We start from the raw sequence: 13,343 nt of genomic DNA, 5'->3' as shown, positions 1-13,343 counted from the left end.
GCGCGCGGTGACCGACGTTGCCGTCGGCAGGCGCGGGCGGTGACCTGCTCAGGGCCGGGCGAGGTCTTGATGACGGTGAGGTTCGCCGCGATGACCGGCCGTGTCGGGTGTTTCGGGTCGTGCCGGTGTGGGGTTGCGTGCGGCGAGGACGGTGAAGAGGGTGGCCGCGACGGCGAGTCCGCCGTATCCGAGTGCGATCCGCGGCAGCGGGAGGGCGTTCGAGAGCTGGCCGGATACGAGGCTGGGGAAGGCGGCGCCGCTGTAGCAGATGAGGTAGATCGCGCTGAAGATCGGTGCCTGGTCGGCCAGGGTGCTGTCGTGCAGCAGGCCGCGGGTGGCGGCACTGATGGCGATGCCTTGACCGACGCCGGCGACGATGGTCGCGGCGATGAACAACGGCAGTGTGCCGATGGTGATCGCTGTCATGATGCCGGTCCATCCGGCCAGGAAGATGATCATGCCGATGCGTTGGGCCGCCGCGGATGTGAATCGGCCGCCGATGGGAGCGCCGAGAACGCTGAGGGCCATGTAGGCGGCGAACACCAGTCCGAGGATGAGCGGGCTGTGGGTGTGGAGTTGGTCTTCGACCAGCGCGGGCACGAAGGCCTGGTAGAAAGCGCCGGTCGCCCAGGTGGCCAGGAACACCGCGGCCGTTGAACAGGGGGATCGGTGCGGCCGACGCGGCAAACGCGGCCACCAGGGAGATCACCGCGGATGAGAATGCCAGCCGGAGCTTCCTGCCCCGGCGCGCCAGATTGATCACTGGTGCCGCGTCTTGCACGAGCCGTGCCTTTCTCTTGTTTCTGGTTTCCGGGGGACCCGGGCTGTGTCTCGGCCCGATGGACCGACGCCGGGCTGAGCGAGGTCGGCGCACCCGAGTTCCGGTGCGAGGTGCCCGACGGGGCACGTATCCGACGTTGATCCGCGCGGAGGGCAGGACCGGTCGATGAGGGCAGGACCAGCCGCTGTCCTCGAGCCCTCACGGACGAATGCCGGTGATCATCTTTCGGGTGATCCGCTCGGGCGGGTCGAAGGCGGCGACGGCGTCGTCGGGGGTCGAGACGTCGCTGATGAGTGTCCGCAGCCGTCCGTCCCGGACCCGCCGGGCGATCTCCCCCGTGGGGCGCGATCGGGCACGGCGACGAAGTCGATCACCAGGCCGTCCGCGGGCCGGGCCTCGGGCCGCCCGGCGATGGTCACCGGCGTTCCCCCGATCACGCCCGCGGGCCGCTTCCCGATGTCCCCGCCGATGACGTCGAACACCAGGTCGGCTTCGCCGGCGTCTTTCAGGGCGTCGTTCACAGGCATGCGCGTCTGAACGCCGGAGGGCTACGCCAGGTCGCGCTCGATCCCGGTGAGTTCACCGCCGTGCCCGCCTTCCGCGGGTGGGCGCCTGGGGTAGGCGCCGGCGCCGGGATGAACGCTGTCGATGAGGTCGGCGTACTCGGGATTGCGGTCGATGAACTCACCCACCACCGGGCAGATGATGGTGATTTTCTTCCCGCTCTCGCGGATTTCGTCCAGCACGCGCGAGATGAGCTCCGTGGCCACCCGGTTCTTGCGGTAGGCGGGGTCGACCCAGGTCGTCAGCAGCACGACGCGGCCGCCCACGAACCGGTACGAGAGCTCGCCGATCCCCTCGTCACCGAGGGCGGCGATCCAGCGACCGTGCTCCGCGTCGTCGAGCACATCGAGCTCCCACTTCGACTCCACCTCGCCAGGACTTTCCTCACCCAAAGCAGCGATGAGCGCAGCGTTGTTCTCCGCACGGGCGGACGCCTCGGCACCGGGATCGAACATCATGGTCACACTTCCTGTCGACGGAGCTCATGGGCGGGAACCGGACCCATCAGGTGTGGCCCTCGGCTGCTCCCGGCGCTTGGGCTCGATGAGGTGGGCGCTTTCCGGAGGGCTCTCCTCGGCGGGGAACCGACCGCGTGCTGTGGGTGGCCGACCGGAGGAACATCACGGCGGTGTCCGGCCCGGACCGACAGGCCGACCGTGCGGAAAAGGCCCCCACCGCAAACGTCGCGCGGCCCCGTCGCGGTCACCGCGCGAGCCGGTCCCGACAGGTGGTCCTGGCCGATGACGGGCATAGGTCCGGGCCACGGGCCGGTTGCACGTTCGGCCTTCATTCTTCGCTGCCGGCAGTGATCGGTGTGCCCTGTCAGTTCTCGACCCTGACCTGACGTGCGTCGAAGGCGACATAGCCGCTGAAGTCCCGACCGACACGGGCCGCCGCCGACTCCTTGATCGCCGGGTAGGACCAGGCCCCGTCCCTGAGCACCGTCTCGCCGACCACTACGTCGTGATACTGCGCCTTCCCCTTCCAGGGGCAGGTGTAGGGGGTGCCGCTGTCGCTGAGCGCGCCTGCCGCAACCGAGTCCGGCGGGAAGTAGACACTTCCCTCGATACTGATGACCGCCTCGCTCGCGGCCTCGGCCACGACGGTCTCCCCAACCACTGCCTTCATCGGTCTTTCCTTTCATCGATCCCTTTGCCGAGGCCGTATCCGCCCTGATGCCCGGCCGCGTGAGCCCGGAGGAACGCATTGCCTGTGCGGTGGCTCTCCACCTCGCGATCAACGGTTCGGACCGCCGGCTTCGGTCGGGCGTCCAGCCGGTGCGGTCACAGCCGCTCGCGGATCCGGCCAGAGGTCGGCGTCGGGTGGGCTCGGCTTCTTACCCGTGTCTCGACACTACGGGCGATCGGGGACGTGGGCTCATCGGCGCCGGCCGGCCGCGCCGCATCACTCTGCTCAGCGGCCGGGGTCGTCGCATTGCGCCACCCGGAGCTCGCGGCAGCACGCCGTGAGGCCGCGACCGGACTCCTCGGAGAAAACCCCTGACCGCGGCCGGCGGTCTCAGCCACCGGCCGCCGCCCGCGCCGACTCGGCCGCAGCACGATCGGTGCAGCCCGGGTGGCGGGCGTCGACCAGATCGGCGTAGGCCGTGGTTCGCGCGAGGTAGTCGACCACAAAGGGGCAGATCACGGTGATCGTGCCCTCGCGAGCGCGGATCTCGTCGAACACCCGCCGCACCAGCGCGCTCCCCACACCCTGATGCTGACGACCTGACGCGACCTCAGTGTGCCGCAGGGCGTACCGGTTGGGCTTCAGGTGCGTGTAGTAGAGCCAGCCGGCCAGGTCGTCGTCACGGCAGAGCTCGAAGCGGCCCTGATCGACGTTGTCGATCAGCCGCTCGTTTGCCGGCACCCGCTCTTCGCTGCTCATCGCCTTACCCCTCCCACATCTCGTCCCGCCGACCCTCCGAGAACAGCCTCGGACCCTACAGTCCAGTGCGACGCTTCGTCATCTGCAGATATTCCAGTAATCTTGAAGCACATTGGACTATATAGTCCCTTCATGTGCGGTGAGGACCACTCGGGGCCCACCAGCCGAAGAGAACGGCGGGAAGAGACATGGAGCCATCACCGGCTGCCGTCGAGGTGCACAAGGACGAGGCCACCCGCCTCTACGAGGCACTGCTCGACGGCCAGGTCGTCGGCAGCCTGGCCTACGAGACCGCGGGCGGACGTGTCACCCTCACCCACTCGTACGTGGACCCGGACCAACGGCATCGGGGCATCGCGTCGGCCCTGGCGCGCCACGCCCTGGAAGACCTGACGGAAAGTCCGTCGAAGGTGGGCATCTACTGCGGTTTTGTCGCCGACTACGTCCAGGACCACCCTGAGTGGAACGACTCCGTCGACATCAGCCGCTCGGCCTTCATCGCCACTCGCACCGCGCGAGACACCACCAGCGGGCACTGACACCACGGACGATCCGCACGTCGCCATCGAGCCCGAGCACATCGTGACGTGTCGCCCCGTGGATGGGCTCGTCGCCGCCTCGCCCCCCTGTCCGCCACGCTCGTTCCGGCTCAGCCGCAGACGTCATCGGTTCTGCTGCCCGGCGGGGCCAGAGCCTTCTCCGCCGACGACAGGCCGCGCCCCGCCACGGCGCAGAGCTTCTCCAGCCAGCGCTCCGGGTCGAGTTCGAGGACGTACCCGTCCGAGCCGTCGACCATGCCCATGGAGGCGCCGTTCTCGGTCAGATCGGCGGTCGCGCCGTACCCCGGTGTGAAGCCGTAGCGCTCGGTGCCGCTGCGGACATCCCAGGTGGTGTACTCGTTCAGCGTGCTCTGGGTGCTCAGGGTGGACCCCGAGGCGAAGGCGCCGAGCCATTGGACGCCGCGGTACGTCAGCGGCTCCAGCCACTTGTCCTCGCCCTGCTTGTCCGTGTCCCACACCCGTACTGCGCCGTCGTAGGTCAGCACCGCGAGGTATCGCCCCGTCGGGTCGAAGGCCAGCTGCTTGACGACGCCGACCTTCTGGGCGTTGATGGACGCCGCCTCCCGGCCGTCCTCGAAATCCCAGATCACGATGTCGTACTTCCCCGAGTGTGTGCGGACGGCCGCCTGCGCGTGCCCCGGGCGGGCCACCGCCCAGGTGCCGGCGGCCGCGATGGACACCTCGACCGGCTCCTGGGTCCTGGGCCGGTAGGGCGTGCCCACCGCCCGGCCGCGCGCCAGGTCCCAGCGCACCACGTACGACAGCGCGGAGATCACCACATGGTCCCGGTCGTCGAAGGTCGTGGTGATCCACGCCGGTGTACGGCCGGAGCGCGGGTCGGGGCGCGTGGGGTCGATGCCGGGCGGTCGTGGCAGATCGATCGGGTCCCGTTCCCGCAGGGTGTTCCCGCGCACCTCCCAGACCAGGACGGTGTGGCTGTCGGCGGCCGGTGTGAGGACCCGTGTGCCGTCGGGGCTGAACGTGGCGTACAGGGCGGCCAGCGGACGGGACGGCCGCACCGCGGCCAGCTGGCGGTGCGTCCGCAGGTCCCACAGGCGCAGCGCGTTGCCGTCGGCGTCGACGCTGACGACGCGGTCGTGGTCGGCGTCCACGGTCCTGATCCGGGCGGTGAGCATGGCGCTGTCGAACCCGGACGGTGCCGGGACATCCGCCACCATCACCGTCGCCCCGACACCGACCGCGGCACGGAGCTTGCCCGGTGGTCCGGTGAGCGCCACGGCGGGCGGCTGGGAGTCACCGGTGAACGACTCGTCCTGCTGGGCGGGCGCGGGCAGGTCGAGGGTGGCGGGGCGCCCCTCGGCCAGGTCGAGCACCAGGAACCGGAACCTGCCGAGCGCGGTACCGAAGCGCTGCACCGGGTTGAGGAGGAAACGGCCCGAGCGGTCCAGGCGCGGCACGTACAGCGGGCAGACCAGGCCCAGTTGCCGGGTGCTGTACTGCCGACGCACCTTCGGCGTGCCGGTCAGGTCCCAGGACTGCAGGATCCCGTCCTGGGTGCACCGCACGAGCGTCCGGCCGTCGCCGCTGACCGTGACGGGACCGGTCAGGTCCGTTCCCCACGGCGACGGATCCCGCAGGCCGTCGGCGAGGTTCCAGCGCACCAGGCGGCCCTGGGCTCCTTCGGCCGCGCCTTCCTGGGTGATCCGGCCGATCACCGTCCCCTCCGGGCCGAACCACGCCTGGGCCGTCTGCCAGCCCTTCGGCGGGCGCAGCTCCCTGCCCACGCGCCTGCCGGTCTCCGACTCCCAGACCAGGACCCCTTCGCCGGGCTGCGCGGCGAGCACCCTGCGTCCGGTGCCGTCGAAGCGGAGGTCGGTGGCGGCCCGGGCGTTGGCCCGTACGGCGTCGCCGTCCCGCAGGACGACCGTGCGCCAGCGGCCGTCCGCGTCCGGCCCGATCCCCAGGGACACCTTCCCGCTGACGGAGGCCCGGGCGGAGATCCGTCCGTCGGGCGAGAGCGCGACGATCCTCGAGCCCGTCGGCAGGCCCTTCCGGTCCACCTTGTCCGTGCCGAGCGTGAGGCCGACGGCGTCGCCGTTGGTCATGCCCACATTGAGGCGCCGGCCGTCCTTGCTCATGGCGACATCACGGACCGGGGCGTGGTCGTCCCACACCACGCGCTCCACGTGCCGGAGCCGCAGGTACTGCCTGATCAAGGCGGTGCGCGCCGCCGGCTCCTGGGCCGTGCGGTACGCCGCCCCCGAGAACAGGGCCGACGTCACCACCGAGACGTCGTCGAGCTGCTCGGCCTGCGTCGCCAGTTGCTGCGACGCGGCCCGCCGCAGCTGGCCGCCGAGCTCCGCGTTGCGCCACAGAAAGAGCCCGGAGGCGACCAGGGCGAGCACCGTCAGGACGGCGAGCCCTCCGATGAACCACCGCTTCTGCCGTACCCGGCGCCTCGCCAGCTCCTCCTGGGCCGCGCGTCTGCCGACGGAGCAGTCGATGAATTGCCGCTCGGTGTCGGTCAGTGCGGGACCCCGTTGCGCCAGCCATTGCTCCGCCACCGCCAGCGGCTCGCCCTCCAGCAGTTGCCCGCGATCCACGTCGTGCCGCAAGTCCGCACGCCAGGCAAGGAACCTGCGGTCCTGCCGTACGCGCTCCTCGAGCCGCTTCCAGGCGCCGATCAGTGCTTCATGGGCGAGTTCGGCGCTGACCGGTTCCCCGCTGCCGCCGCGCAGGACGAGCAGCCGTCGCTGGGCGAGCGCGGTCGCGATCCTCCAGCGTTCCTCGCCCGCCTCCTCCTGTCGCAGGGCGTTGCGCATCGGGACGTCGCCGCCCGGCAGGAAGCGGACGAGATCGGTGAGCAGCCGCATGGCCTCGGCCTCGTCCGCCTCGCGGACGCAGCTGCGCCAGGCGGTCTCGGCGTACTTCCCCAGGGCGCCTCGCACGCCTCCCACTTCGCGGTAGGTGTCGAACCTGAGCCGGCCGCCGGCCTGTCCGTCCCACAGCTGTGCCATGACGAACCCCAGCAGCGGCAGCGCGCCGGGGCCGTCCCCCGCGTCGTCCAGCATGCGCTCCACGAGCCCGTCGTCGTAGGTGACGGACGGTGTCAGCTCGAGGGGGCCGAGGATCACCTGCGCCAGCTGGTCGCGGGACATGGGGGCGAGCGGATACACGCTGCCGCGGCCGAGTGCCGGGCCGAGGCGGGAATGGCTGAGGGCGGCGTCCATGAAGTCGGACCTGAGCGTGATCAGCACCCGCAGGCCGTCGGACCGGCGCTCGGGGAACAGCAGCCGGACGGCCTCCGCGACCGCTTCGTCCGGTTCCGCGAGGAGTTCCTCGCCCTGGTCGAGCACGACGAGCAGCCGTTGCTCCGCTTTCGCGCTGGTGGTGCGCAGGACGTCGATGAGTCCGCGGTCCGCGAGGAGGTCCTCCACCGCCCGGACCTCCCGTGCCCTCGCGGCGCCGATCAGGGCGGGATGGACGACGGTCACGAGTTCGGAGGCGATCGCCGCTCGCAGGGAGGTGTCCTCACCGGCGCGGACCACGACGACGGCGTGGCCCCGTTCCCGCATCCGCGGGACCACGCCCGCGCGTGCCAGGGAGGACTTTCCGCAGCCGGAGGGGCCGACGAGGGTGACACACGGGTCGGGCCCGGTGAGGAGCGCGGTGACCTTGGCGATGTCGCTCCGGCGGCCGAAGTGGACGTCCGAGTCGGCCTCCTGGAAGGTCGACAGGCCGCGGTAGGGGGAGGCGGGGCGCACCACGGGCGCCAGGTCGGGCAGCTCGCCGACGAGGGTGCGGGTGGGTATCAGGAAGCTCTGCTGGACCCCGCCGGGCTGGATCACGACGACCATTCCCGCGACGGCGCGCAGTTGCTCGTCCCAGACCGGGCTGCCGCTGAACCCTTCCTCGACGGGCACGCCGTGCGGATCGGCCTGCGAGAGCTGGAGCCAGCCTTCGGCGGTGGCGCCGCGCAGCCGCCCGTAGTGCCAGACGCCGCCCGGGGAGCGCCAGGGGAAGCCGGGCACGCGTACGTCGTGTCCCCAGACGCGTTCGGTGTCGGCCATGTGCACCGGGTGGGCGCCGGGTATCGGCGCGCGCAGCCGCAGGACCGCGATGTCGCCGGTCTGGTCGGGGCGTACGGGCACCCAGTGCTCGAGCTCGGCGGTGCCGACGCCCGATGCGAAGGGCAGGTCGACGTGGAGTCCGGTGCCGGGCGTCACGTCGTCCTCGCGGGGCCGGCGCAGAGCGTCGCTGACCACGTGCGCGCAGGTCAGCACGAGATCGGGTGCGACGAGGAAACCGCCGCCCACGGGTTCCCCGTCGGGGCCTTTGACGCGGACCACGGCGGCCGCGAGTGCCTCCTCGGGGCTGCGGGACGCGGCGCCCGTCGCCGTCACCTCGGCCGTCACCGCAACCTCCGGTCCCCCGTGACCCCCTTTGGGTCAACTCCGTTACGGAGTATGCCCGTTGACGTCTGGCCGGTCACCCCGGTTCCAGGTCAGGGTGACCGAGAAGTTGGCCGCCGTGGCGGTGCTGGCGATCACGACATCCGCCTCGGCGGACAGGGAGACGCCGAATTCGAGGGTCACCTCGTCCGGGGCGTGCGCCATCCCGCGGACGCGGCTCACGAAGCTCTCGGCCACGGGCCGCACGGTGTCGAGCATCTGCCCGAGGGACCGTTCGGCGCGCGCCACGGCGCGGCCGCCGCGACCGACCCGTACAGGACCGTCGTCCAGGTCGCGCACCTGGACCCGGATGACGTCGTCGCTGCCGTCGCCCAACGGCACTTCCACGATGCGCACAGGGCGTTCGGTCATGGCGGTCCTCTTTCGCTCCGGGGCGGCGTGCGGCGATCTTAACGACCTCAACCGGACTTGGGGCAGGGGGAGTTGAAGGTGCGCGGATACGTGCGGCGGCCGGGCCGGGACGGCCTGTGGACCTCGATGTCCCGCCGAGGAGGCACGGAGGAACTTTCTTCACGCCTTTCTTCACGCCTTTTTTCATGTCTTGACAGAACGCGAACAAGGCTGTTTCGATCTGCTCGCGTCCCGAGGAGGGAGAGGGGGCGGATCCGTCCGAGGGATCGGGACCATGTACGACCCGCGCATCCCACCAGAAAGGAAGGACACCGTGAGACGTTCCCTCATCGGGGCAGCCGCAGCTCTCACCTTGGTCGTTCTCGCCGGCACGGAGTCCGCGGCCCCGGCCGCCGTACCGCACCACCACGGCTCGTCGGTGGCGGGCACCTACTCCACAGGGGCCGGCCACGCGTGGCAGCCGGCGCCGGGCACGAGCCCGGACGCCCCCGCCGACACGACCGTCGTCGTCGACCCGAGCAGCCCGCGTCAGAAGTACTCGGGCATCGGGTTCTCCCTGGACGAGACGAGCGTGTCCAACCTCTGGAAGCTCACCCCCGCCAAGCGCGAGGAGGCCGTCCGGCTGCTCGTCGACCCGAAGACCGGGGCGGGCCTGAACCGCTTCCGTCTCACGATCGGCAGCCCCGACCTCATCGAGCACCTGCCGTTCTGGTCGGAGGACGACCTTCCGGCCGACGTGACCGACGACTTCCAGCTGAAGCACTTCTCCATCCAGCGCGACATCGACCTGCACATCGTCGACACCATCAAGCTGATCCAGCGCTACAACCCGAAGGCGACGTTCTTCGCGTCCGCGTGGAGCGCTCCGGCGTGGATGAAGACCAACAACCGGTTCACGGGCGAGGTCGCGCTCAAGCCCGGGAGCACGACGGACTACTACCAGGTCGGCAAGCTCCGGGACGACTGCATCGACGTCTTCGCCCGCTACTACGTCAAGTTCGTGCAGGCGTACGCCGGTCACGGCATCCGCGTCGACGCCCTGACCCTGCTGAACGAGCCCGGCATGGACGTGGTCTACCCGGCGATGGACATCGATGTCGCCCAGCAGCAGAAGCTCGCCCTCGCGATCAAGAGGGCCCTGCACAAGGCCGGCCTGAACACGCAGCTATACGTCCACGACTTCAACTTCTGGGACTGGCGCGACCCGAACAGCACCGCGACCAAGAACTACTACCGCATCTTCAACGACGCCCCGGACGGCTCCGTGACCGGCCGGCAGGTCCTGAACGCCACCGACGCCGTCGCCTTCCACCCCTACTGGGGCGACCCGAAGGTCATGCGCGACGCGTTCGAGCAGACCGGCAAGCCGGTCCACATGACCGAGACCAGTGACCTGTCCGCGGCGACCATCCTCAACTACTTCCGCCTCGACGCGAGCTCCTACGTCCTGTGGGCACAGGCCACCGACCAGGACGGCGGCACGCTCCACTGGACGCCCGCACGGGACAACAACGTCGACTGGGACGAGGTCGCCGCGACCACCAAGTGGCCCGATCGGCTGGTCAAGGTGAACACCACGACCAGGGACTTCACCGTCCGCGACGAGCTCTACGCGATGGGGCAGTTCGCCAAGTACCTCACGCCGGGCGACGTACGGTTGGAGTCGAGCGCCACGCAGGGCGGCGTGAGCAACGTCGTGTACCGGCACGGCGCCGACAGGTTCGTCGCGGTCCTCGGCAACGCCAACAGCGCGGACAGCACAGTGCGGGTCGTCCTCGGCGGCAAGTCGTTCGTGGTGAAGGTCCCGGCGAACTCCTACGCCACCTACCGTTGGCAGCAGCGCATACCCCGGCACCCGCACAACAGGGCCCCCGTGGTGGCCCCGGTACCCGACGTGGTGGCCGACCAGTACGGCACGGTGCAGGTCCCGCTCGAGGCGACCGACCGCGACGGTGACCGGCTCGCCTTCTACGCGACCGACCTCCCGGACGGCGTCACCGTCGACCCCACCACGGGAACGGTGACGCTCAAGCCGACGGCGGCCGGCCAGAGCGACGTGACGGTGACCGCCACCGACGGCACGGCGCACGCCCAGGTGACCCTGCACGTGACGGTGCAGCCGCACAGCGCACCGGTCGGGGTGAGGGTCGAAGCGGAGTCGTACTCCGCCCAGCACGGCTGGACGGCGGGCGGAGCCAACTTCATCGAGTCCAACCCCGCAGCGAGCGGAGGCGCGAACGTGGGCTGGACGGCGGCGGGCAACTGGCTCGACTACGCGGTCGACGTGCCGAAGGCCGGAACGTACGACCTGGAGCTCCGCGTCGCCACGGGCACGGGCGCGGCGGTCCCGGACGCACTCTCCTTCCGTGACGCGAGCGGCACGACACTGGCCACGGCCTCCGTCCCGGACACGGGCGGCTGGGCCTCCTACCAGTCCGTGCACGTACCCGTCAGCCTCGTCGCGGGAGACCAAGTGGTCAGGCTCTACTGCGAGACGGGCGGCTTCAACATCGACTACCTCCGCCTGTCGTAGCGCTCCCGGCGCTCTGCCGTCACTCCCCGGCGACGGGCGGGGAGTGACGGCAGGCCACCGCCGGACCGCGCAGCGCCGGTGGGGGCGTGGCTACACCTGACAGTTGAGGAAAGGCCCAGGTCGGGGATGGATTCCCGACCTGGGTCTTGTGCCGTCCAGAGCAGTGCAGCCGTCCGTCCGTATCCGTCCGCAGCGTCCTCGTCGTCCTTCGCGGTCAGCCGGTTACGGCGCTGGGGGCTGCTCGGCCTTCCCGTTCACCGCGTCTGGCGGTGCGGTGAACGGGCCGACCTGCCATGGCTGGTACTCGCCATCAGGCCATGCAGCGGGCGAACGCCTGCACAGTGCCTGAGGTCTTCGACTCGTTTTGGAATGTGATCTGCCACTGCGTGGCGCTCATCGGACGGTTGTCCGTCACGTCGATGCTGGCGGAGGACACCTTCCAGCCACCGCTGATGGCATTGGTGCCCGCAGGGCAGGTGACAGTGACGATCTTGCTTTGGTTGGCCTCGATCGACCCGACCGGACTGTTCACGGTGTCGGGGGACGACGCGGTCACTTCCACAGCCAGCGCAGGGGACGCCAGGCTAAGAGCCAGCGCGGGGGCGGCGGCCAGGGCGAGGAGCTTGGTGCGGGTCATGGTTCGACCTCCCTTGAGTGGCTCGCGCATTCGGACGAATCGAACGCACGAGCCCAGGCTGGGCGGGGCGGAAGGGAACCGCCATTCGATACCCCCCATTGGAGTGATGGAATGCGTAGCGTTGTTTATTGATCGTGGTCGAGTGAGACTGACGACCGCCGAAGGCCCTGCACATCGGCGCAGGCCGCGAAGCCCGCGGCTTCGACGACGACCCCGGGATGGGGATCGAAGTGGCCGTCCATGAGACCCGCGGTTCGACCTCCTGGCGTCCCTCGCGCCGTACGGCATCCATGCAGTGGGATGGAGCCGAGGCGCCGCGGTGTACAGCGCCGGACCCATGGGGCGAAGTACCCCAAGGTCGCCAGGGTGGCCGTTGGCTGTGTTCGCTGCGGTTCGCCCAGTTCGAAGTAGGAATACAGGCGGGCCCTGGATCACGCGCGGGACGACGTGTACGCAGGGGTTTGCTGCCCGCAATGTGGCTGGGAAGTGGGTGGCGAGATCCCGTGGTAGGCGAGTCTCACTGTCAGTCGCCCGTTGGTCACGTCCGGCGCCGAGCCGCTCCCCGATGACGAGGAATTCGCCGTCGTCCAGCCTCAGGGCGTCGGGGCAGTTGTTGGAGGCGGTCGACCCGCGCTCGGCGGGCGTCGATCCGATACGGCGCGGGGGACTCCTTGCAGTGACAGCATCGGTGCTATGGGCACCGAGACGGATTGGGTGTACCGGGTCTTCGAGCCGCACGGCTCGGAGGGATGGCGCCCTTATGGCAGGGATTCCGAGCGGTGGCGGGGCACGATCACCGCAGACGATTCGAGCGAGGGCCCCCGATACGCCGTCGCCCTCGTCGTCGCCGACCTGATGACCGAGTGGAAGGTGAGCGGCCTTTCCAGGGCGAGGCACGTGCGCGTCCTCCTTTGGCGTGACGAGGAGGGCGACCAGGCGGACGCGGACATCATCGTGGAGGTCCGGCCGGACATCCACGGTGAGTGACCGGCGGGTGTCCGATTCACCCGCAGCCGAGTCTGCGCCCGGTTCAGCGATCCCTGCCGGGTGGTGAGCTCCTTGCGGGGCGGGCGTCTGGTCGGCACGGCGGAGGTGCCGCACGGGTCGGTGATGACCTGGAGATTCACGCCGTGGCGGCGGTGCTTGCCGGAGTAGTCAGCGCGGCTGTCACCGGCCCGGTCGCACTCGGCGAAGGTGCCGTCCACCAGCACATACTCCGCATCGGCTGCGCGCGGGGCATGGGCTAGGCAGGGAGCACGGCGGGCAAGGAGACTGGTGACGGATCGGACGTAGGCGTGGGCGGTGCCGACGCCGATCCGGAACCCGGCAGCGATCTGCGCGAGGGTTTCGTGTTTGCGCAGGTACACCAGCACGACCAGGGCTCGCTGGGAGGGCCGGAGCTTGCAGCGAGGGCGGGCCGGGTGTCGCAGTCGAAGGTGATCGCGTGGAGCTTCCTGCAGAATTTACCCAAAACCTATTGACTCGCTACATACATTGTGCATCGTGGTTTATAGGCCATAACACCGAAAGAGTTGCAAAGTCGATGAGGACGTCTAGTCGGCGGAGTGACTTGGACAGGATGTGGTTCAGGCCCCCG

At 70.0% G+C, this 13,343-nt stretch carries 10 protein-coding genes and 1 pseudogene; 3 read left to right on the top strand and 8 right to left on the bottom strand.

Going from position 1 to position 13,343, the window contains the following annotated elements; genetic code table 11:
- Window positions 1-48: 48 nt before the first annotated feature.
- The 4 genes from AC3EUJ_RS16390 to AC3EUJ_RS16375 form a co-directional block, all read right to left on the bottom strand.
- Window positions 49-645: an MFS transporter gene (locus AC3EUJ_RS16390; protein ID WP_431961960.1), complete on the bottom strand. Its 597-nt coding sequence runs from the start codon at window positions 643-645 to the stop codon at window positions 49-51.
- A gap of 684 nt (window positions 646-1,329) precedes the next feature.
- Window positions 1,330-1,803: a GNAT family N-acetyltransferase gene (locus tag AC3EUJ_RS16385; protein WP_431961959.1), complete on the bottom strand. Its 474-nt coding sequence runs from the start codon at window positions 1,801-1,803 to the stop codon at window positions 1,330-1,332.
- Window positions 1,804-2,167: 364 nt separating this feature from the next.
- Window positions 2,168-2,473 carry a DUF427 domain-containing protein gene (locus tag AC3EUJ_RS16380; RefSeq protein WP_431961958.1) on the bottom strand — a complete coding sequence of 102 codons (306 nt, stop codon included), beginning with the start codon at window positions 2,471-2,473 and terminating at the stop codon, window positions 2,168-2,170.
- A gap of 390 nt (window positions 2,474-2,863) precedes the next feature.
- Window positions 2,864-3,232, bottom strand: a complete 369-nt coding sequence (locus tag AC3EUJ_RS16375) for a GNAT family N-acetyltransferase (RefSeq protein ID WP_431961957.1) — start codon at window positions 3,230-3,232, stop codon at window positions 2,864-2,866.
- 188 nt (window positions 3,233-3,420) lie between these two features.
- Here AC3EUJ_RS16375 and AC3EUJ_RS16370 point away from each other — a divergent pair, with 188 nt between their 5' ends.
- Window positions 3,421-3,771 carry a GNAT family N-acetyltransferase gene (locus AC3EUJ_RS16370; RefSeq protein ID WP_431961956.1) on the top strand — a complete coding sequence of 117 codons (351 nt, stop codon included), beginning with the start codon at window positions 3,421-3,423 and terminating at the stop codon, window positions 3,769-3,771.
- A gap of 110 nt (window positions 3,772-3,881) precedes the next feature.
- Here the strand turns inward: AC3EUJ_RS16370 and AC3EUJ_RS16365 are convergent, their stop codons facing one another.
- Together AC3EUJ_RS16365 and AC3EUJ_RS16360 are read right to left on the bottom strand one after the other, a co-directional pair.
- The gene (locus AC3EUJ_RS16365; RefSeq protein ID WP_431961955.1) at window positions 3,882-8,168 is read right to left on the bottom strand and encodes an nSTAND1 domain-containing NTPase; all 4,287 of its coding nucleotides are present in this window, start codon (window positions 8,166-8,168) and stop codon (window positions 3,882-3,884) included.
- Between the two features lie 42 nt (window positions 8,169-8,210).
- Complete coding sequence (locus AC3EUJ_RS16360; protein ID WP_431961954.1) at window positions 8,211-8,576, bottom strand: CU044_2847 family protein; 366 nt, start codon at window positions 8,574-8,576, stop codon at window positions 8,211-8,213.
- Between the two features lie 313 nt (window positions 8,577-8,889).
- Between AC3EUJ_RS16360 and AC3EUJ_RS16355 the strand changes: the two genes are divergently transcribed.
- Window positions 8,890-11,109 carry a carbohydrate-binding protein gene (locus AC3EUJ_RS16355; protein WP_431961953.1) on the top strand — a complete coding sequence of 740 codons (2,220 nt, stop codon included), beginning with the start codon at window positions 8,890-8,892 and terminating at the stop codon, window positions 11,107-11,109.
- A 310-nt stretch (window positions 11,110-11,419) separates the two neighbouring features.
- Here the strand turns inward: AC3EUJ_RS16355 and AC3EUJ_RS16350 are convergent, their stop codons facing one another.
- Entirely contained in the window at window positions 11,420-11,746 is a 327-nt protein-coding gene (locus AC3EUJ_RS16350; protein WP_431961952.1) for a hypothetical protein, read from the bottom strand.
- 693 nt (window positions 11,747-12,439) lie between these two features.
- Between AC3EUJ_RS16350 and AC3EUJ_RS16345 the strand changes: the two genes are divergently transcribed.
- Window positions 12,440-12,733, top strand: a complete 294-nt coding sequence (locus AC3EUJ_RS16345; RefSeq protein WP_431961951.1) for a hypothetical protein — start codon at window positions 12,440-12,442, stop codon at window positions 12,731-12,733.
- A 107-nt stretch (window positions 12,734-12,840) separates the two neighbouring features.
- Here AC3EUJ_RS16345 and AC3EUJ_RS16340 read toward each other — a convergent pair.
- Window positions 12,841-13,155, bottom strand: a pseudogene (locus AC3EUJ_RS16340) (helix-turn-helix domain-containing protein); the annotation flags it as partial.
- Window positions 13,156-13,343: the final 188 nt, after the last annotated feature.

Source organism: Actinacidiphila sp. bgisy160, from assembly GCF_057707815.1.
This window is presented reverse-complemented; position numbering and strand designations above follow the sequence as displayed.

Bases quoted from the DNA above. Each gene is read 5' to 3' on its own strand.
- AC3EUJ_RS16345 (WP_431961951.1), top strand. From the start codon at position 12,440: ATGGGCACCGAGACGGATTGGGTGTACCGGGTCTTCGAGCCGCACGGC.
- AC3EUJ_RS16350 (WP_431961952.1), bottom strand. From the start codon at position 11,746: ATGACCCGCACCAAGCTCCTCGCCCTGGCCGCCGCCCCCGCGCTGGCT.
- AC3EUJ_RS16375 (WP_431961957.1), bottom strand. From the start codon at position 3,232: ATGAGCAGCGAAGAGCGGGTGCCGGCAAACGAGCGGCTGATCGACAAC.
- AC3EUJ_RS16360 (WP_431961954.1), bottom strand. From the start codon at position 8,576: ATGACCGAACGCCCTGTGCGCATCGTGGAAGTGCCGTTGGGCGACGGC.
- AC3EUJ_RS16380 (WP_431961958.1), bottom strand. From the start codon at position 2,473: ATGAAGGCAGTGGTTGGGGAGACCGTCGTGGCCGAGGCCGCGAGCGAG.
- AC3EUJ_RS16385 (WP_431961959.1), bottom strand. From the start codon at position 1,803: ATGATGTTCGATCCCGGTGCCGAGGCGTCCGCCCGTGCGGAGAACAAC.
- AC3EUJ_RS16370 (WP_431961956.1), top strand. From the start codon at position 3,421: ATGGAGCCATCACCGGCTGCCGTCGAGGTGCACAAGGACGAGGCCACC.